The sequence below is a fragment of the Blastococcus sp. SYSU DS0619 genome, assembly GCF_054051035.1.
This window is the reverse complement of the sequence record NZ_JBJHAM010000005.1, coordinates 1-17,443: the sequence shown is the minus strand read 5'-3', so window position 1 is coordinate 17,443 and position 17,443 is coordinate 1. Positions and strand designations below refer to the sequence as shown.

16 protein-coding genes are annotated in these 17,443 nt (G+C 71.4%); 10 read left to right on the top strand and 6 right to left on the bottom strand.

Annotation, left to right across the window (positions count from 1 at the left end; all coding sequences use genetic code 11):
* Positions 1-9: 9 nt before the first annotated feature.
* Positions 10-1,797, bottom strand: a complete 1,788-nt coding sequence (locus tag ACI79T_RS08670) for a putative bifunctional diguanylate cyclase/phosphodiesterase (RefSeq protein ID WP_456609647.1) — start codon at positions 1,795-1,797, stop codon at positions 10-12.
* Between the two features lie 233 nt (positions 1,798-2,030).
* On the opposite strand from ACI79T_RS08670, the gene ACI79T_RS08665 reads away from it, so the two are divergent.
* The 3 genes from ACI79T_RS08665 to ACI79T_RS08655 all read left to right on the top strand — a co-directional run bounded on the left by ACI79T_RS08665 (position 2,031) and on the right by ACI79T_RS08655 (position 5,325).
* The gene (locus ACI79T_RS08665; protein ID WP_456609646.1) at positions 2,031-3,065 is read left to right on the top strand and encodes a glutathione S-transferase family protein; all 1,035 of its coding nucleotides are present in this window, start codon (positions 2,031-2,033) and stop codon (positions 3,063-3,065) included.
* Positions 3,066-3,195: 130 nt separating this feature from the next.
* Positions 3,196-4,752 carry an amidase gene (locus ACI79T_RS08660; RefSeq protein WP_456609645.1) on the top strand — a complete coding sequence of 519 codons (1,557 nt, stop codon included), beginning with the start codon at positions 3,196-3,198 and terminating at the stop codon, positions 4,750-4,752.
* 135 nt (positions 4,753-4,887) lie between these two features.
* Positions 4,888-5,325, top strand: coding sequence for a hypothetical protein (locus ACI79T_RS08655; protein WP_456609644.1), 438 nt, complete (start codon positions 4,888-4,890; stop codon positions 5,323-5,325).
* 8 nt (positions 5,326-5,333) lie between these two features.
* On the opposite strand, the gene ACI79T_RS08650 is transcribed toward ACI79T_RS08655, so the two are convergent.
* Both ACI79T_RS08650 and ACI79T_RS08645 read right to left on the bottom strand, forming a co-directional pair.
* The gene (locus ACI79T_RS08650) at positions 5,334-6,383 is read right to left on the bottom strand and encodes an LLM class F420-dependent oxidoreductase (RefSeq protein WP_456609643.1); all 1,050 of its coding nucleotides are present in this window, start codon (positions 6,381-6,383) and stop codon (positions 5,334-5,336) included.
* A gap of 67 nt (positions 6,384-6,450) precedes the next feature.
* Complete coding sequence (locus ACI79T_RS08645) at positions 6,451-7,986, bottom strand: class I adenylate-forming enzyme family protein (RefSeq protein ID WP_456609642.1); 1,536 nt, start codon at positions 7,984-7,986, stop codon at positions 6,451-6,453.
* Between the two features lie 155 nt (positions 7,987-8,141).
* On the opposite strand from ACI79T_RS08645, the gene ACI79T_RS08640 reads away from it, so the two are divergent.
* From ACI79T_RS08640 to ACI79T_RS08615, 6 genes are all read left to right on the top strand, one after another.
* Positions 8,142-8,723 carry a DUF6318 family protein gene (locus ACI79T_RS08640; RefSeq protein WP_456609641.1) on the top strand — a complete coding sequence of 194 codons (582 nt, stop codon included), beginning with the start codon at positions 8,142-8,144 and terminating at the stop codon, positions 8,721-8,723.
* A 440-nt stretch (positions 8,724-9,163) separates the two neighbouring features.
* Positions 9,164-9,616: a hypothetical protein gene (locus tag ACI79T_RS08635; protein WP_456609640.1), complete on the top strand. Its 453-nt coding sequence runs from the start codon at positions 9,164-9,166 to the stop codon at positions 9,614-9,616.
* Between the two features lie 47 nt (positions 9,617-9,663).
* Positions 9,664-11,079: an HNH endonuclease gene (locus tag ACI79T_RS08630; protein WP_456609639.1), complete on the top strand. Its 1,416-nt coding sequence runs from the start codon at positions 9,664-9,666 to the stop codon at positions 11,077-11,079.
* Positions 11,080-11,184: 105 nt separating this feature from the next.
* Complete coding sequence (locus tag ACI79T_RS08625; protein ID WP_456609638.1) at positions 11,185-12,282, top strand: DUF262 domain-containing protein; 1,098 nt, start codon at positions 11,185-11,187, stop codon at positions 12,280-12,282.
* Positions 12,282-12,758, top strand: a complete 477-nt coding sequence (locus ACI79T_RS08620; RefSeq protein ID WP_456609637.1) for a HEPN domain-containing protein — start codon at positions 12,282-12,284, stop codon at positions 12,756-12,758. Before ACI79T_RS08625 ends, ACI79T_RS08620 begins: the two co-directional genes overlap by 1 nt.
* Before the next feature lie 564 nt (positions 12,759-13,322).
* Positions 13,323-13,976, top strand: a complete 654-nt coding sequence (locus ACI79T_RS08615) for a rolling circle replication-associated protein (protein WP_456609882.1) — start codon at positions 13,323-13,325, stop codon at positions 13,974-13,976.
* A gap of 170 nt (positions 13,977-14,146) precedes the next feature.
* On the opposite strand, the gene ACI79T_RS08610 is transcribed toward ACI79T_RS08615, so the two are convergent.
* Positions 14,147-15,544 (bottom strand): recombinase family protein, encoded by a 1,398-nt coding sequence (locus tag ACI79T_RS08610; protein ID WP_456609636.1) that lies wholly within the window; start codon positions 15,542-15,544, stop codon positions 14,147-14,149.
* A 346-nt stretch (positions 15,545-15,890) separates the two neighbouring features.
* On the opposite strand from ACI79T_RS08610, the gene ACI79T_RS08605 reads away from it, so the two are divergent.
* Positions 15,891-16,511, top strand: a complete 621-nt coding sequence (locus ACI79T_RS08605) for a hypothetical protein (protein ID WP_456609635.1) — start codon at positions 15,891-15,893, stop codon at positions 16,509-16,511.
* 20 nt (positions 16,512-16,531) lie between these two features.
* On the opposite strand, the gene ACI79T_RS08600 is transcribed toward ACI79T_RS08605, so the two are convergent.
* Both ACI79T_RS08600 and ACI79T_RS08595 read right to left on the bottom strand, forming a co-directional pair.
* A complete protein-coding gene (locus tag ACI79T_RS08600; RefSeq protein ID WP_456609634.1) occupies positions 16,532-17,305 on the bottom strand; it encodes a fumarylacetoacetate hydrolase family protein in 774 nt (257 codons plus the stop codon).
* On the bottom strand, positions 17,305-17,427 hold the full coding sequence (locus ACI79T_RS08595; protein ID WP_456609881.1) for an SDR family oxidoreductase: 123 nt from the start codon (positions 17,425-17,427) through the stop codon (positions 17,305-17,307). The genes ACI79T_RS08600 and ACI79T_RS08595 overlap by 1 nt, the downstream gene beginning before the upstream one ends.
* Positions 17,428-17,443 lie beyond the last annotated feature (16 nt).

The window sequence follows — 17,443 nt, the reverse complement described above, 5'->3', positions numbered from 1 at the left end:
GTCGCGCGGTCAGACCGGGACGGGCCCGGCGGGTGCGCGTGCCGCCGACAGCGGTGCCGGCCGGGAGAACAGCCAGCCCTGCGCGTAGTGGCAGCCGAGCTCCAGCAGGGCGTCGCGCTGCTCCAGGCTCTCCACGCCCTCGGCGGTGACGGCGATGCCGGTACCGACCGCGAAGTCGACCAGCATCCGGACCAGTGCGCGGTCGCGGTCGTCGGTGAGCAGGCGCTGCACGTAGGAGCGGTCGATCTTGAGGCCGTCGGCACGGACCTCCCGCAGGTGGCGCAGCGACGTGCCACCCGCGCCGACGTCGTCGAGGGTCACCTTGAAGCCGTGCCGGCTCACCCGGGCCAGCGCCTCGGTGGCGGCCTCGAGCTGGTCGACCAGCAGCTGCTCGGGCACCTCGATGCGGACCAGCGAGGGCTCCATACCCGCCTCCGCGGCCGCCGCGTCCAGGACGTCGCTGAGCCCGGCGGCCAGCAGCCGGTCGGTGCTCACGTTGACGTTCAGGGCCACCGGCCGGTCCCGGCCCTCCGCCTCCTCGGCGTGGGCCCAGGCCGCGAACTCGCGCATCGCCGTCCGCAGCACCCAGTCGTCCAGGGCGATCAGCTGCCCGGCGCGCTGGACGGCCGGCAGGAACGCGTCAGGGGTGAGCAGCCCCAGGCGGGGGTGCCGCCACCGCACGAGCGCCTCCAGGCTGGCCAGCCGGCCGTCCTCCAGCGCCACGATCGGCTGGTACAGGAGCTCGAGCTCCCCGCGGGCGACGGCCTCCTCGATGCTCGTGCCGAGCAGGGGGTCGGCGTCCACCGAGGTGGTGACGACGACCGGACCGGTCACGGCGTCACCGCCGTCCCGCTTGCCCCGGTACATGGCGAGGTCGGCGGCCCGGATCAGCGACCGCGGGTCGACCCGCCCACCGGCGGTCACGGCCACACCCACGCTGACCCGGACGCGGGAGGCCACCGCGCCGTCGCGGGTCAGGCGCGCGACGGCCTCGTGCATCCGGCGCGCGATCCGCTGCGCCGTGTCGCTGTCCGCCGGGTGCCCCGGCCCGTCGGTCTCCACGTCCAGGCAGACGGCGAACTCGTCCCCGCCCAGGCGGGCGACCAGGTCCGCCGGCCGCGCCACGTCGGTCAGCGCGACCGCGACCTCGCAGAGCAGGGCGTCGCCCCGGTCGTGGCCCAGGGTGTCGTTGACGGCCTTGAACCCGTCGAGGTCCAGGTACAGGACGGCGGTCTGGTGACCGGGCTGGGTGGCGCTGCGCCGGCATGACTCCTCCACCCGCCCGAAGAAGGCCTCCCGGTTGGCCAGCCGGGTGAGCGGGTCCCGCAGGGCCTGGTCGGCGAGGTCCCGCGCGAGGGCCGACAGCAGCAGCGGCATCGGCAGCGCACGCACGCTCCCGGCCTCCTGGACGAGGACGTGGTCCTGGACGTGCTCGGCCGGCCGGGTGATGGCCCGGCTCGACGCCTCGACGACGCTGGTGTCGGGCGTGACCGTCAGGGCGTCCCACTGGGCCACCTCGGCGACCGGCCGGCGCCCGTACAGGGAGCGGCCGTAGCCGTAGGGGCCGCTCATCAGGGCCTCGAACCGGCCGCGCTCGACCAGCCCGATGACGCCCTCGAGGTCGGGGTGGCGGACGACGGCGCAGCTGCCGCGGGCACTGCGGCCGAAGACGCGGTCGAGGTCCTCGCACGTGGTGTCACCGGCGAGCACCGGCACCTCGACGGCGAGGTCGCCCACCGTCAGCGGCTCGCTGGTGCGCCGGGTGAGGGAGCGCAGCCCCCCGTCGAGCAAACCCATGGTCATGATCTTGTTTTCGTCGCACTCCGCAGCACTCCGTAGCCGGCCGGCGACGGTTCACCCCGAGGAGGGGGATGCCCGGCTGCCCGCGTTTCGCCCCACGGCGCACCGGGCGGCGGCGCTGCGGGTGTCCACCGTCCGGCTGCGGGGACACCGCGGTCGGCCGGTGAGGGTCACGAGAACGAGATCGACCCCGGCGTGTGAGCCGCCACCGCGCCGGGCAGGCTCCACCGGTGAGCAAAGAGACGAGCGGATCCGGTTACGTCGAGGTGGAGTACTCGCGCGACTCCCAGTACATCCCCGACCGCATCACCAACGACGGCAGCAGCCGCTGGCCGGTCGAGCCGGGGCGCTACCGGCTCGTCGTCGCCCGGGCCTGCCCGTGGGCGAACCGCTCGGTCATCGTCCGGCGGCTGCTCGGGCTCGAGGACGTCATCTCGATGGGGATGTGCGGCCCGACCCACGACGAGCGCAGCTGGACCTTCGACCTCGACCCCGGCGGCCGCGACCCGGTGCTGGGCTACGAGCGGCTGCAGGAGGCGTTCCTCGCCCGCGACCCCGAGTACCCCCGCGGCATCACGGTGCCGGCGATGGTCGACGTGCCGAGCGGCGCCGTCGTCACCAACGACTTCCCGCAGCTGACGCTGGACTTCTCCACCCAGTGGACCGCCCACCACCGCGAGGGCGCCCCCGACCTCTACCCCGAGCACCTGCGGGACGAGATGGACGAGGTGATGGAGCGGGTCTACACCGAGGTCAACAACGGGGTGTACCGCTGCGGGTTCTCCGGCTCCCAGCGCGCCTACGACAAGGCCTACGACCGGCTGTTCACCGCACTGGACTGGCTCAGCGAGCGCCTGGAGCACCGCCGCTTCCTCATGGGCGGGCAGATCACCGAGGCCGACGTCCGGCTGTTCACGACCCTGGCGCGGTTCGACACCGTCTACCACGGCCACTTCAAGTGCAACCGGCAGAAGCTCGCCGAGATGCCGGTGCTGTGGGCCTACGCGCGCGACCTGTTCCAGACCCCGGGGTTCGGCGACACCATCGACTTCCCGCAGATCAAGGAGCACTACTACGTGGTGCACGCCGACATCAACCCGACGCAGATCATCCCGAAGGGGCCCGACACCTCCGGCTGGCTGATGCCGCACAACCGCGAGCAGCTCGGCGACCGGCCCTTCGGCGACGGCACCCCGCCCGGCCCGGTGGCGCCCGGCGAGGAGGTTCCCGCCGACCACGGGCCCGGAGGGATCGGGCACCGCTGACCAGCCCGCGGCCGCCGGTCTCCGCCCGCGCAGGCGGAGACCGGTGGCGATGTCCGTGAATGGTGCGGAATGCGGTGGGAACGGGATGCTCCTACGGTCGGCTCCCGCCAATTCCCGTGAGAGGTGCACCATGCCGGTCGCCCGCCCGTCCGCCGCCGATCTGACCCGGATCGCGGAGCAGTTCCACCTCACGCTCGACCCCGACCAGCTGAAGGCCTTCGGCGATCTCCTGGAGGCCGGTCCGTGGGTCGGCTACGACGCGCTCGACGAGATGGACAGCCCGGCCCCGGACGTGCGCTACGCGCGCGGACCGGTCGAGCGGCCCAGTGAGGCCGACAACCCCTACGGCGCCTGGTACGTCCGGAGCCGCATCGAGGGCGCTCCCGAGGGACCGCTCGCCGGTAAGACGTTGGCGATCAAGGACAACGTGTGCGTCGCCGGCATCCCGATGATGAACGGCACCGTGACGCTCGAGGGGTACGTCCCCGAGCTCGACGCCACGGTGGTCGAGCGCGTGCTCGCCGCCGGCGGCACGATCCTGGGCAAGTCGGTCTGCGAGGCGCTCTGCTTCTCCGGCGGCAGCCACACCTCCGACACCGGCCCCGTGCGGAACCCGTACGACCTCACCCGCTCCGCCGGGGGGTCCTCCAGCGGGTCCGCCGTCCTGGTGGCCACGGGAGAGGTCGACATGGCCATCGGTGGCGACCAGGGCGGCTCGGTGCGGATGCCCGCCGGGTGGAACGGCATCTACGGGCTCAAGCCCACCTGGGGTCTGGTGCCCTACACCGGTGCCATGCCGATCGAGCCGACCGTCGACCACCTCGGCCCGATGGCGCGCACGACCGCCGACGTCGCCCTGCTCCTGGAGGTCATCGCCGGCGCGGACGGCATGGACCCGCGCCAGGGCGGCCCCCAGTCGGCGCCGCCACGCCAGTCGTCCTACGCCGATGCGCTGACCGGGGACGTCGCGGGCATGCGGCTCGCCCTCGTCCGCGAGGGCTTCGCCATCGACGGGCTGTCCGAGCCGGAGGTCGACGCCGCGGTGCGGGCGGCGGTCGCGCAGTACACGAAGCTCGGCGCCGTCGTGGAAGAGGTGTCCATCCCGTGGCACACCGCCGCGATGCCGGTCTGGAGCGCGGTCGCCAGCGAGGGCATGGCCAACACCATGATCCGGGGCAACGGCATGGGCACCGGCTGGCGCGGCCGGTACACCACCGACCTGCTGGAGCACTTCGCGCAGGGACGGCGCGAGAAGGCCGACCAGCTCTCGGCCACCGTCAAGCTCACCCTGCTGGCGGGTCAGTGGATGCTCGACACCTACGGCGGCGCCTACTACGCCAAGGCGATGAACCTGGTGCCCGTGGCGACCGCCGCCTACGACGCGGTGCTGGCCGACTTCGACCTGCTGGTGATGCCGACCCTGCCGATGGTGGCCACCGTGCTGCCCCCGGCCGACGCGTCCGCCGCCGACGTCGTCGCCCGCGGGCTGGAGATGATCGTGAACACCGCACCGTTCGACGTCACCGGGCACCCGGCCATGAGCGTTCCCTGCGCGCTGTCAGAGGCGGGCCTTCCGGTCGGGATGATGCTCGTCGGTCGGCACGGTGACGAGCGCACGGTCCTGCGCGCGTCGCACGCCTTCGAGCAGCACGTCTTCGCGCCGCCGACGCCGCCTGCGCGCGGCTGACCCGGCCACCGGCCGGGGCCGGCGCGGAACCACCGCGCCGGTCCCGGCTCCGGGTGCCCGTGCTCGTGTCCTTCCTGGCCACTGGCCTGTGGACAACCGCTGGGGGCGTCGGCCGGAGCTGACACGGTGGCGGGCATGACCACGTCCTCGCTCACCGACGCCCCCGTCCGCTCCGCCGACGACCTCACCGCCCGCTGGCACGCCGTCCTGGGCTCGGCCGGGTCCGGCGGCCGCAGCCTGTGGCTGACCTGGTTCGCGCCGGACGGCCGCCAGCTGCCGGTGGTGGTCCCGGTCGAGGACCTGCCGCTCGCGCCCGACCCCGCGCTGCTGGTCGGGCTGCGGGAGGTGCACGGCTCCGTCCTCGGCGACCAGTTGGGCGGGGCGGGTCACCTCGCGCTGGCGCTGTGCCGGCCGGGCGGGCCGGAGATCACCGCGGACGACGACGACTGGGCCGAGGCGCTGCGGTCGGTGCTCGACGACGAGCGGGTGCCGGGCTCGTGGAGCCTGCACCTGGCCGCCGGCGGGAGCGTGCTGCCGCTCGTCGCGGCGCCGTCCGCCGTCTGGACCGGCTGAGGGAGCCGTCAGGCCACGGCCTTGAGCTGCTCGATCGCGCGGAGCCGCTGGGCGTGCTCGCCCGCCAGCGGTGAGGCGTTCAGCGTGGTGACCCCGGCGTCGCGGAAGGCGGCGACCCGCTCGGCGACGTAGCCGCGCGGGCCGATCAGGGAGACGCCCCGGACGAACTCCGCGGGCAGCGCGGCGGCCGCCTCGTCCTTGCGGCCGGCCAGGTACAGGTCCTGCACCGTGGCGGCCTGCTCGGCGAACCCGTAGCGGACGGCGAGGTCGTTGTAGAAGTTCTTCCCGCGGGCGCCCATGCCGCCGACGTAGAGGGCCAGCTGCGCACGCACCCGCTCCAGGGCGGCGGCCTGCTCGTCGGCGTCCTCGCTGATCAGCAACTGGGTGTCGGCGACGATCTGCAGCGGCCCGAGGTCGGCGTCCCGCCGCGCCGTCCCCTCGGCGAGCGCCGCGCCGAACGCCGTCCCGCTGCCCTCGGGCAGGAAGAAGGTCGGCTGCCAGCCCTCGAAGAGCTCGGCGGCCAGGGCCACGTTCTTCGGGCCGATGGCGGCCAGCACCATCGGGATCTGCGACCGCACCGGCTCGTTGATCAGCTTCAGCGGCTTCCCGAGCCCGCTGCCGCCGCGCTCGGGGGTGAGCGGGATGTCGAGGTGCTTCCCGTGGTGGTCCAGCCGCTCGCGCCGCCAGACGGTGCGGCAGACCTCGACGACCTCGCGGGTCCTCGCCAGCGGGGCGGTGTAGGGGACGCCGTGGAAGCCCTCGACCACCTGCGGGCCCGAGGCCCCGATGCCGAGGGTGAAGCGGCCGCCGGAGACGAAGTCCAGGCCGGCGGCGGTCATCGCCAGCAGGGCGGGGGTGCGCGAGTAGATGTTGAGGATCCCCGACGCGAGCTCCACCGTGCTCGTGCGCGCGGCGAGGTAGCCGAGCTGGCTCACCGAGTCGAAGGAGTAGGCCTCCGCCACGTAGACGACGTCGAGGCCCACGCCCTCGTACTCGGCGATGACGGCGGTGGTCCGGTCGAACCCCCCGCTGTAGGAGATGGGCATGCCGATGCGCACGGGGGGCTCCTGCCGACGAGGGACGGGTACCGGCAACGTAGCGAAGCCCGCCGACCGCCGTCCCGAGCTAGCGCGGGACGGCGATCCAGCCCTCGGCCTCGCGCAGCGGGCTCTTCAGCACCTTGCCGCCGGCGTTGCGCGGCAGCGGACCCTCGATCACGCGGACGAACTGAGGGCACTTGAAGTCGGCCAGCCGCTCGCGGGCGAAGCCGCTGAGGGCGGGCACCAGCTCGTCGGCGGTGACCCCGGACCGGGGCAGGACGACGGCGCCGACCTTCTCCCCCATCACCGGGTCGGGCACGCCGACGACGGCGACCTCGAGGACGTCCGGGTGCTCGGCGAGGGCGTTCTCCACCTCGACGCTGTACACGTTCTCGCCGCCGCGGTTGATCATGTCCTTGGCCCGGTCGACGATCCGCACGATGCCGTCGGTGATCGTGGCGAGGTCACCGGTGTGCAGCCAGCCGTCGGCGAAGGTCTCCGCCGTCCGCACCGGGTCGCCCCAGTAGCCGGCGACGACGTTCGGGCCGCGCACCAGCAGCTCCCCCACCCCCGTCGCCGGGTCGGGCCGGTCGAGGCGGACCTCGTTCACCGGCGTCGGGTAGCCGACGGCGTCGGCGTGGGTCGCGGCCTGGTCGTGCGGGAGGAAGGTGGCCAGCGCGGAGGTCTCGCTGAGGCCGAACCCGTTGCCGAGGCGGGCGTTGGCGAACGCCGTCCGCAGCCGGTGCACCAGTTCGGGGGCGATCGGGGCGCCGCCGTAGCTGAGGGTGCGGACGGTGGAGACGTCGGTGGTGGCCAGCGCCGGGTGGCGCAGCACGAGCTCGTAGATCGTCGGGACGCTGGTGAGCAGCGTGATGCCGTGCTCCGGGATGGCGGCCAGGAAGGCCGTGGCGTCGAACCGTGGCATCAGCACCGACGTGCCGCCCAGGGCGATCTGGGTCATGAACTGCGAGTTGCAGCCGGTGACGTGGAAGAGCGGCACCGAGATGAGGGTGGCGTGGGAGACCTCCGGGTCGCGGCTGAGCTCGCGGCAGCGGATCACCGACTCGATGTTGCTGAGGAAGTTCTCGTGGGTGGTCATCGCGCCCTTGGGGCGGCCGGTCGTGCCGCTCGTGTAGAAGAGCGCGGCGACGTCGGTGTGCGCCGGGTCGGGCAGCTCCCCGGGTTCACCGTCGGGCAGCGGCTCCCCGGGGCGGACGACGGAGGTCGCGCCGCAGTCGGCGAGGATGAAGTCGGCCTCGGCCGGGGCCAGGCGGGTGTTCATCGGGACGACGACGGCGCCGGCGAGCTGGGCTCCCCAGAAGGCGAGCACCCAGTCCAGGCCGTTGGGCAGCTGGACGGCCACCCGGTCGCCGGTCGTGACGCCGGCGTCGCGCAGGCCCCCGGCGACGCGCATCGCCCGCTGCCAGAGCTGCGCGTAGGTGAGCCGGCCGCCACCGAGCTCCACCATGGCGGTCTGCTCGCCGCGGGCCGCGACGACGTCGGCGAGCATGCGCACGATGTTCTGCGGCAGGCCGATGTACCGGCGGATGCCGTCGGCGCCGGTCTCGATGCCGCTGGTGTCGAACGGGTAGGTGGCCGTCGCGACGTCGTCCGTGCCCATGCGTCCCCCAGTCCTCGTGGCTGATCGCCCGGTGTCGGATTGTGCGCCGGTGAGCCACGTCTCGTCGGACGGGGCGGTCACCCGATCCGGCAGCAGTGCTCGGTTGTCCACAGTTACGGAACCGAATACGGCCGCACACTGCGTAGTCTCCCGCTGTGCGTGATCACCGTGGGGGTCTGGTCCGGACGACGCTCGGCTGCCTCGTGGCCGGGTCGTTGCTGCTCACCGGGTGCGCGGAGAAGCAGGAGGCGAGCACCTCCCTGCCCACCACCTCCGCCCCGACCACCGAAGCGCTGCCGCCACTCGGCCCGGCCGACTTCCCGGTCCCCGCAGAGGCCCGCACCAAGGACGCCGCCGGCGCCGAGGCCTTCCTGCGCTACTGGATCGAGCTGTCGAACAGGCAGCAGGTCGCGCTGGACGGTGAGCCACTTCGTGCGCTCGGTCGCGACTGTCAGGAGTGCCTACGGATCGCCCAGAACTTCGACGAGGTCGCGACCGCCGGCCAGCAGTACGAGGGAGGTGAGCTCACCGTCAATGCTCTTGCGACGCCGTACATCGAAGGCAGCAGGGCGGTCATCAGCTTCAGCGCACGGCAAGAGGCGGTCCGTCTCGTCGATCAGCAGGGAAACGTGGTCGATCCCGGCCTCGAGCTGAAGCCGGATCTCGCTTCGGGAATCACGCTGAACTGGTCGCCGGAACTCGAGTCCTGGCTCGTGGAAGCAGTGAATTTCGGATGAGAGCGGTGGCCGCACGAGGTTGGCTCGTCGCACTCTGGATCACGGTGTTTCTCGGCTGGGGCGTCCCTGCTGCACAAGCCTGCCAATTCACGGGAGGCTGCGAGCCGGTCGGGCTGAAGGACGGCGCCGCCCAAGTCGACTTCACCGGCGGAGCGGTCACCGATCTGGTGAGTGGAGGCGGACAGGCAGCCGTTGACTACGTCTGGCGCCTGAGGACCCTGTGCATGCTGGCCGACGAGGCAGAAGGAGCTTGCTCGGGTCTGGACTTTCAGGACTGCCCGGAGGAGCCCGGTCGCGTGATCAGCTATCTGGTTGTTCAGCAGCGGCCTGTCGTGCGCCCGGACGGCACGGCGGTTATCCCCGTGCCGCCAGGGGCGCAACCGGGGACGCTGCTGGGGGCATGGGAGGAAGTCCGCCGGGGCTGCATGGATGTCACGCCGTTGAACCCACCGCCGTCGCCGGCCGAGGTGTTCAGCTACTTCCAGCGCCTGCCGCTCCCCGAGCTCACCACCCAGCACCAGCCGCCCGGGGACGGCCTCACCGGCCTGCCGGTCATCTTCTACACCGACTCCCCCACCACCCAGACCTTCACCGTCGACATCCGCGGCTTCACCGTCACCATCGACGCCACGGCCGAGCAGTTCACCTGGCACACCGGCGACCCCACCGGCTCGATCACCACCACCGACCCCGGCGCGCCCTATCCCGACCAGACCATCGAGCACTCCTACCGGTCGGGCACCTACACCGCCTCCCTCACCGTCACCTGGGGCGCCACCTTCAGCGTCGACGGCAGCGCCGCCACCGACGTCCCCGGCACCACCACCGACGGCCCACCGGTCACCTTCGACGTCCTCCAGGCCCGGACCGTGCTCACCAACCCCTACGACTGACCTCCTGAGCAGCAGAAGCTGTCGTAGGTGGCTCGTACGGTGCGGGTGTGTTCGACGACGAGCCTCCTCGCGCGCCGGAGGAGGGCGTCCGGATCCCGGAGCTGCCCGACAGCGTCGCCGTCGGTCTCAGTGACATGGAGCTGGTCTCCGACATCTGGGCCGCTGACGCCCGCGAGGCCCGCCACGCAGCCGAGCGGGCGACTGCGATCGCAGCCCTGGCCCGCCGTCGCGCCATCGAGCGCGACCGCGAGTTCGGCCGACTCGGCGGCCCGGGCCTGGACAGCCGGTTGCGCCGGTCCCCGGTGCTCGCACAGGTCAGCGACACCTTCGTGTCCGAGCTGGCTCTCATCCGGGGCTGTTCCGAGGCGGAGGCCGAAGCCCTCGCGGTCGAGTCGATACTCCTGACCACACTGCTCCTCGGCACCTGGAGCGCGCTGTACGCCGGCGAGATCGACGTGCGCAAGATGCGCGCCCTCGTCGACCTCCTCGGCCCGGCGAAGCCCGCGGTCGTCGCGGAGATCGAGCGCCGGGTCCTGCCCGACGCGGGCCGCCTCACCGTGCCGCAGCTCCGGCACCGGGTACGGCGGGCCCTGGCCCGGCTCGACGCCGAGGCGCTGGAGGAGCGACGGAAGGCGGCCGCCCGGCGCGCCGACGTCGCCATGCGGCCCACCGCCGACGGCATGGGCCAGGTCGTCATGGACATGCCGATCCCCCTGGCCGCCGCGTGCGTCGACGCCGTCGACCAGTACGCCCAGATGTTGCGCGCCGACGGCGACCTCCGGCCCATCGGCGTGATCCGGTCGGGCGTGGCGGCCGATCTGATCCTGCGGCCGTGGGACACCTCCCGGCCGCCGGTCACCGCCCGACTGGAGGTGCACGCACCACTGCGCTCGCTCCACGACGCAGACCCGGCTGGAGCCGCGACGCAGCCGGCCGCGGAGGTCGCCGGTCAGGTCGTCACCGCTGCCCAGTGCCGGGAGCTGCTCCGCGAACTCGACATGCTGGGGGTCCGTGCGACCCCGGGCGGTGGCTGCGTGCAGGTGGCCGTCGGGGATCCGGTGAGCGGCCGGCTCGTCGCCGTCGCCACCCGCCACGAGCTGCGGCGAGCTGCCGGTGGGACCCGTCTGTCCCGGCGCCGCGATGCCGCCGGCGCCTCGAGCGACACCGTGGACATCCCCGCTGACGGCCCGGGCCTCGGACCGCCGGCAGCCACCTCCGCGTACCGGCCGACCGCCGCACAGCGTCGCTTCACCCGAACCCGGGACCGTCGCTGTCGCATGCCCGGGTGCCGCCGGCGCGCCGCCCGCTGCGACATCGACCACGGGGTGGCTCACGCCGACGGCGGCCCCACGACGTGCTGGAACCTCGCTAGTAGTCAAACCGCCCCCCGACGGGGCCGGGCTCGGCCGACGGCCTGGCTGATCGGCCATACGTCGTTGCCGCCACGCCGGGACGGTTGGTAGTCCACAGGGCTGGTGCGTCAGGGGTCAGCCCACCTGTCAGCGATGTAAGGATGAAGCCGCCGGTGTGGAGCAGCAGAGACGGGGTCAGTTGTGACTGAGGTAGTTGTGTCCGAGGAGATCGAAGAGGACGACGTTCTGGATGTCGATCCGGAACAGGAGGTCATGCCGGTCACCTACGACATCACCTCGTACGGTGCCGACTATCCCGTCGATGGACTCGTCAAGCGACTTTCGAAGGGCGACATCGTCGTGCCGTCGTTTGACCCGATGTACGACGAGAGCGAAGAGGTTCGAGGCTTCCAGCGACGCTTCGTGTGGACGCGGCCGCAGATGGACAAGTTCATCGAGTCCCTGTTGCTTGGACTTCCGGTGCCGGGTGTCTTCCTGGTCCGGGAGAAGGGGAACAAGCTCCTTGTCCTCGATGGGCAGCAGCGCCTGCGGACCCTCCAGGCCTTCTATAGGGGCCTACATGCTGGCCGCGAGTACGCGCTCAGGCATGTGCAGGAGCCCTTTCGTGGCAAGACTTACGAATCGCTTGATGACGAGGCGCGCCGCCGGCTAGACGACAGCATTATCCACGCGACCGTCCTGCGGCAAGAGCACCCTGAGGGGTCCCAGGATGCGGTCTACTCGATCTTCGAGCGACTGAACACTGGCGGCAGCCCGCTTCAGCCGCAGGAGATTCGTGTGGCCCTCTACAACGGCCCCTTCCTGCACTTGATAAGCGAACTGAACGAGGGGGAGGCTTGGAGGAGCCTCTACGGGGCGCCGTCGAGTCGGTTCAAGGACCAAGAACTCATCCTTCGCGTGCTTGCACTGTTCGAGACGCCCGAGGACTACAGTCGCCCCGTTAAGGGCTTCCTCAACCACTATCTGGAGAACAATCGAGAACGGTCCGAGGACGACAGCGCCCGTTTGGCCGAAATCTTCGTGCAAGCCACCGAGTTGTTAAATGAGCAGATCGGGTCGCGAGCATTTCGTCCAGTTCGACCTTTGAACGCAGCAGTACTCGACTCCGTCATGGTTGGCCTAATGCGCCGACTCGACGCCGGCCCGGTGAAGGACCCGACGCGCCTGGTCGTTCCGTACGGCGCCCTGATTGGCAGCACTGAGTATCAGCTAGTCACGACAAGTTCCACGGCTGCCGAGGACTCTGTTGAAGAACGTCTCCGGCTGGCGACCGACGCTTTCGCATCGGTCTAATGGCGGCGCATCAGGGCCGGGCAGAAGTTGCGCGCCGGAAACAGCGACTGACTGCAACATTCGCAGCCATTGACGGTGCAGGATTAGGATCCGAGTTAACGTCCCACTTTTCGCGCTATCTCTGCGTTCTTGTGTCTGGCTATGCCGAACAGTCTGTCAAGGAATTGGTGGCGCATTACTGTCGAACGAAGTCGAATGAGCCTATACAGCGGTACGTTGGCAAGCAGTTGGGACGATTAAGAAACATCGACTTGGAGAAGCTCAAGCAGTTAGTTGAGTCGTTCCAGCCTGAGTGGTGGGTGGAGCTTGAGGACAAGCGAGCGGACGAGCTGTCTGCCTTCACCAGTGTTGCCACCGTGAGGAACGCGGTGTCGCACGGAGGTGACGCGGGCATCACCATGGCGACTATCAAGCAGTACTTCGGGCAGATTTCCGTCGTCCTGGATGATTTGTGCGATCGGTTCGATCCGGTCTGATGCTCGGCTCGGCTCGGGCGCGGGGTGGTAGCGGCGCGCGTAGCGCGCCGCTACTTCACTTGAAGTAGCAACATAACTCGGGCTGTCCCTCTGACCCGTTCTGGCGGCGGCGCCGCAGGTTCGTGCCCTTGCCGCACGCGGTCACGGCCAAGGGCTCGGGTCGTGGTGCCTCGATGACGGCGGCCCTTGGTCGTGGGCGGGGGTGGCGCATGCTCGTGCCGGAGGAGTCGGTGCTCCGGCGCGTCGCTTGACAGGGTGACCCGGTGTTGGCGAGGGTGCTGGGCGGTTCGCGGATAAACGGTCGTGTAGCCCACGCACTCACGGCCGGAGTAGGGCCCCAATTCCCGCTAGCCAAGATCATCGAGGCGCGTGGGCAGCAGGCTGCTGATGCTGAAGCAGTAACGACGATTCCGAGGGCGTAGGCGCCGGGGCCGATCACTTGCTGATCGGTTGCCCCGGAGGCCCCTCTTGCTTGCCCCACCGCTGTCCCCGTCTAGCCCGGCGGGCTGGTTCGTCACGCTGTACCCCGGCGCCGGAGAAGTCGGCGGGTCGTTCCGCTACTCGGTGCCGGTGCAGCGGTCGCCTGGTGGCGGGGATCCCGAGCGCTCGAAGGAGGAGGCGGCGCGGCGGGCGGCGAGGAAGGTCCGCCGGTACTGCGCGCACAACCGCCTGAACCGCCTTGGCACGCTGACCTACCGACCGCCCGGCTGCCACGATCCTCGCCAGCTACGACGCGATGTGTCCGAGTTCTTCCGATCGCTGCGCACGCTGCTCGGCGGCACGCCGTTCGCGTATCTGTGGGTGCCGGAGTGGCACAAGACCGACCACGGGTTGCACGTGCACTTCGCGGTCGGCCGGTTCGTCGCCCGGGGCTTGATCGAGCAGGCCTGGGGTCACGGGTTCGTCCACATCAAGCGGTTGTCCGCGCCGTCCGGTTCGACGGCGGGCGGTCTGGCTCGCGATGAAGCGCGGATCGCGGCCCGCTACCTGTCGAAGTACGTGCGGAAGGGCTTCGACGCGCGGCGCATCCCGGGGCTGCACCGCTACGAGGTAGCGCAGCGCTTCCAACCGGAGACGGTTCGGCTGCGCGGACGCACCTTCGAAGACGTCATGGGTCAGGCGGTCGCGGCGATGGGCGGCGATCCGGACGAGGTGTGGACGTCAGATCAGTCGCTGGCCTGGCAGGGCCCGCCTGCGCTGTGGGCGATGTGGCGGTGAGCCGGGAGGAGTTGGCCCGCCGGGTGGCGGAGTCCTGCGCCGCGTCGGGAGTGCCGGTGCACGTCGAGGATGCGGCCGTCGTAGCGCGTATCGCTGTGCTGCTGCGGGTGCCGGCGGATCGGTCACGGGCGCAGGCCCGGAGGGCCTAGCGCGTGGCCGGCCGGCGGGCTTCACAGCCGCCACGACACCTGCACGCGGTCGGGGTTGAGGGCTTGGGCTCCTCGGGTGCCGGGGGCGATGCTGATCGAGGCGACCAGCGCGCTAAGGATCGCCGCTTGCCGGTCGAGGTTGAGCGCCGACCAGTTGCGGCGCAGGGTGTCTCCGTTGCCGAGTCCGGTCAGGGCGTCGGTCCTGGTGATCTGCGCCAGGCGGCGTTCCAGGGTCTGCACACGGCTCTCGACCGGGACGCGCGCCTTCTCCCACTGCCGTCGGTCGATACGTCGGGTCCCGAACTGCTCGGCGAGATAGTCAAGCGTCTCCCGCTCTTCCGCCAACTCCGCAGCCAGCGCTGACGCCTCGGCATCGGCGCTGCCACGCCCGGCAATGGCGTCAGCCACGGCCGGGCTGTCCAGGCGGAACAGCGCGTAGTCCGTGACCAGCTGCTCCAAGGGGAGCGCGACGACGGTGAGGCCTCCGCAGCCGCGGTGGTCGGGGCCGGACAGGCAGACGTAGCGCCGGGAGTCCACGCGACGGGAGGAGTAGAGGGTGCCGTCGCACTTGCCGCACCGCAGTAGCCCGGACAGCAGATAGGTGCGCGCCGTTCGACGGCCAGAGACCTTGCGGGATTCGATGGTCGCCAGCACCCGGCGGTGCAGGTCCTCGTCGATGATCGGCTCCCAGGCTGCCTTGCCGACGATCTGACCGTTGTGCCTGCGCAAGCCCGCGATGCGCGGGTTGGACAGCACCTGTCGCAGGCTGTGGGTATGCCAGGGCACACCCTTCACGCTGCGGATGCCGCGATCGTCGAGGTCGGTGCACAGCGAGCGCAGGGACTCTCCGGCGACGAACCGCTCCGCCAGTTCTCGGATGATCGCCGCTTCGTCGGCGCGGTGGGTGATCGCGTCGTCGTCGAAGCCGAAGGGTCGGCGGGAGCGTCCGTGGGGCAGGCCGAGCTCGGCGTTCTGCAGCATCTTGCGCTTGACGCGGCGGCTCTTCGCCGCACTCTCCTGGGCTGCCACCGCTCCCATGATCCGCGCGACGAGCAGCCCGTCCCCGCTGCCCAGGTCGGCGTCCCCGGCGACGAACTTGACGTGGCGCACTCTCGCCGCGTCCAGCACCTCGAGGAAGTCTTCGAGCTCTCGGGGGCGTCGGGTCAGTCGGTCCAGGTGGTAGACCAGCACGCCGTCCCGTGCGCCTGAGGCCAGGTCCGCCAGCATGCGCAGGTACTCCGGTCGGGGCTTGCCCGAGTAGGCAGACAGGTCGTTGTCCACGTACTCCTCACCGACGTTCCAGCCGAGGTTGGCCGCGAGCTTCTGGCAGTCCTCCACCTGGCGGCGGACGCCGAGCCCTTCCCCGGCCTGGTCGCTGCTTATGCGTGCGTAGATCGCGGCGGACCGGGGCGTCGACATGGGGAGTCATAGTAAGGACACGTCGGGAACCTCTGCTGCCTCTGCCGACGCCATCACCGGATCAAGACGTTCGCCCGCGGCTGGCACTTCGAGCTGCTGGACGACGGTCGGCTCGTCGTCCGCACGCCGAGCGGTGTCTCCCGAACGACCCGGCCGCCGGGCTGGTGCCACGATCCCGAGCCGGATCCACCGTGGTGGGAGGAGGAGCGTCCCCCCGACCGCCTGCGCTGCTGACCGGCGGAACCGGCGCGTCCGGAACCGTTCCCAAACCGGCACCCGCGGGAGGACAGTAGGGACGACGGCGACACCGTCCGGGACTCGCCTGGCTCGCGAGAGGAACCGCCGCATGGACGCGCGCTCGACCACGATCTCCGGCGACCCGGCGAACATCGACAGGGGCACCGTCTACATCCGCGACCGCGTGCTCCCCGCCGTCATGGGGATGGACGGCTTCATCGGGCTCTCCATGCTGGCCGACCGGCACTCCGGGCGCTGCATCGTCACCACGGCCTGGGAGGACAGCACGGCCATGCACCGCAGCGCCGACCCGGTGAAGGCGATGCGGGCCCGTGCCGCCGACGTCCTCGGCGGGCCGGCGGTCGTGGAGGACTGGTCGATCGCCGTGCTGCACCGCTCCCGCCCTGCGCCGGACGGTGCCTTCGCCCGCGTCACCTGGACCCGCGGCCGGCCCGAGCGGCTGGAGCGGATGACCGATGCCTTCCGCGGGAGCATCGTCCCGCGGCTGGAGGACCTCGCCGGCTTCTGCTCGGTGAGCATGCTCGTCGACCCGGCCGACGGTCGCGCCACCACCACCGTCACGTACACCGACCGCGAGGCCATGCGCGAGGCGCTGGACCGCGCCACGGTGCTGCGCCAGGAGTTCACCCGGCAGATGTCCGCGCAGGTGGTCGAGGTCGCCACCTTCGAGCTGGTCGTCGCCCAGCTGCGCGTACCCGAGACCGTCTGACCGGGCCCCGCCGCGCCGGGTCAGCCGGCGATGCGGGTGCGCAGCGTGCCGATCCCCTCGATGGTCACCGCGATCTCGTCGCCGCGCTGCAGCGAGCCCACCCCGGCCGGGGTGCCGGTCAGCACCACGTCGCCGGGCAACAGGGTCATCGCCTGGCTGACCCAGGAGACGCACGCCGCGACGTCGCGGAGCATGTCGGCGGTCGTGCCGTCCTGGCGCAGCTCGCCGTTGACCGTCGACCGCAGCGACAGCGCCGAGGGGTCGACGTCGGTCTCCACCCACGGGCCCAGCGGGCACGAGCCGTCGAAGCCCTTGCCGCGGGTCCACTGCCCCTCGGACTTCTGGATGTCGCGCATGGTCAGGTCGTTGGCCACCGTGTAGCCGAGGACGACGCCGGCGACGTCCTCCTCGGCCACCGCGACGCACCGCTGTCCGATGACCACGGCGAGCTCGCCCTCGTAGTGCAGGTCGGAGGTGAGCGCCGGGTACGGGACCTCGGCGTCCGGCCCCACCACCGCGGTGGAGGGCTTGAGGAAGACGATCGGGATCGCGGGAACCTCGTTGCCGAGCTCCTTGGCGTGCTCGGCGTAGTTGCGCCCGAGGGCGACCACCTTGCTCGGCTCGACCGGCGCCAGCAGGGTGGCCTCGGCCAGCGGGGTGCGCTCCTCGGTCCGCCGGACGCCGTCGAACGGCGAGCCCTCGAGCCGGACGACGGCGGCGGCGTCGCCGTCCCCGTCGACCACGCCGTAGGAGGGCTCGCTGCTCCCGGCGGTGGTGTATCGGACGATGCGCATCAGATGGCCCGGACCATTCCGCCGTCGACGAGCAGGTTCTGCCCGGTCTGGTAGGTGTTGGCGCCGGAGACGAGGAACGCCGCCACCCGGCCGAACTCCTCGGCGGTGCCGTACCGGCCGATGGGGATGCCCTTCTCC

Excerpts from the sequence above, each read along its gene's own strand:
- ACI79T_RS08670 (WP_456609647.1), bottom strand. The coding sequence starts at position 1,797 with ATGGGTTTGCTCGACGGGGGGCTGCGCTCCCTCACCCGGCGCACCAGC.
- ACI79T_RS08660 (WP_456609645.1), top strand. The coding sequence starts at position 3,196 with ATGCCGGTCGCCCGCCCGTCCGCCGCCGATCTGACCCGGATCGCGGAG.
- ACI79T_RS08655 (WP_456609644.1), top strand. The coding sequence starts at position 4,888 with ATGACCACGTCCTCGCTCACCGACGCCCCCGTCCGCTCCGCCGACGAC.
- ACI79T_RS08645 (WP_456609642.1), bottom strand. The coding sequence starts at position 7,986 with ATGGGCACGGACGACGTCGCGACGGCCACCTACCCGTTCGACACCAGC.
- ACI79T_RS08620 (WP_456609637.1), top strand. The coding sequence starts at position 12,282 with ATGGCGGCGCATCAGGGCCGGGCAGAAGTTGCGCGCCGGAAACAGCGA.
- ACI79T_RS08610 (WP_456609636.1), bottom strand. The coding sequence starts at position 15,544 with ATGTCGACGCCCCGGTCCGCCGCGATCTACGCACGCATAAGCAGCGAC.
- ACI79T_RS08605 (WP_456609635.1), top strand. The coding sequence starts at position 15,891 with ATGGACGCGCGCTCGACCACGATCTCCGGCGACCCGGCGAACATCGAC.
- ACI79T_RS08600 (WP_456609634.1), bottom strand. The coding sequence starts at position 17,305 with ATGCGCATCGTCCGATACACCACCGCCGGGAGCAGCGAGCCCTCCTAC.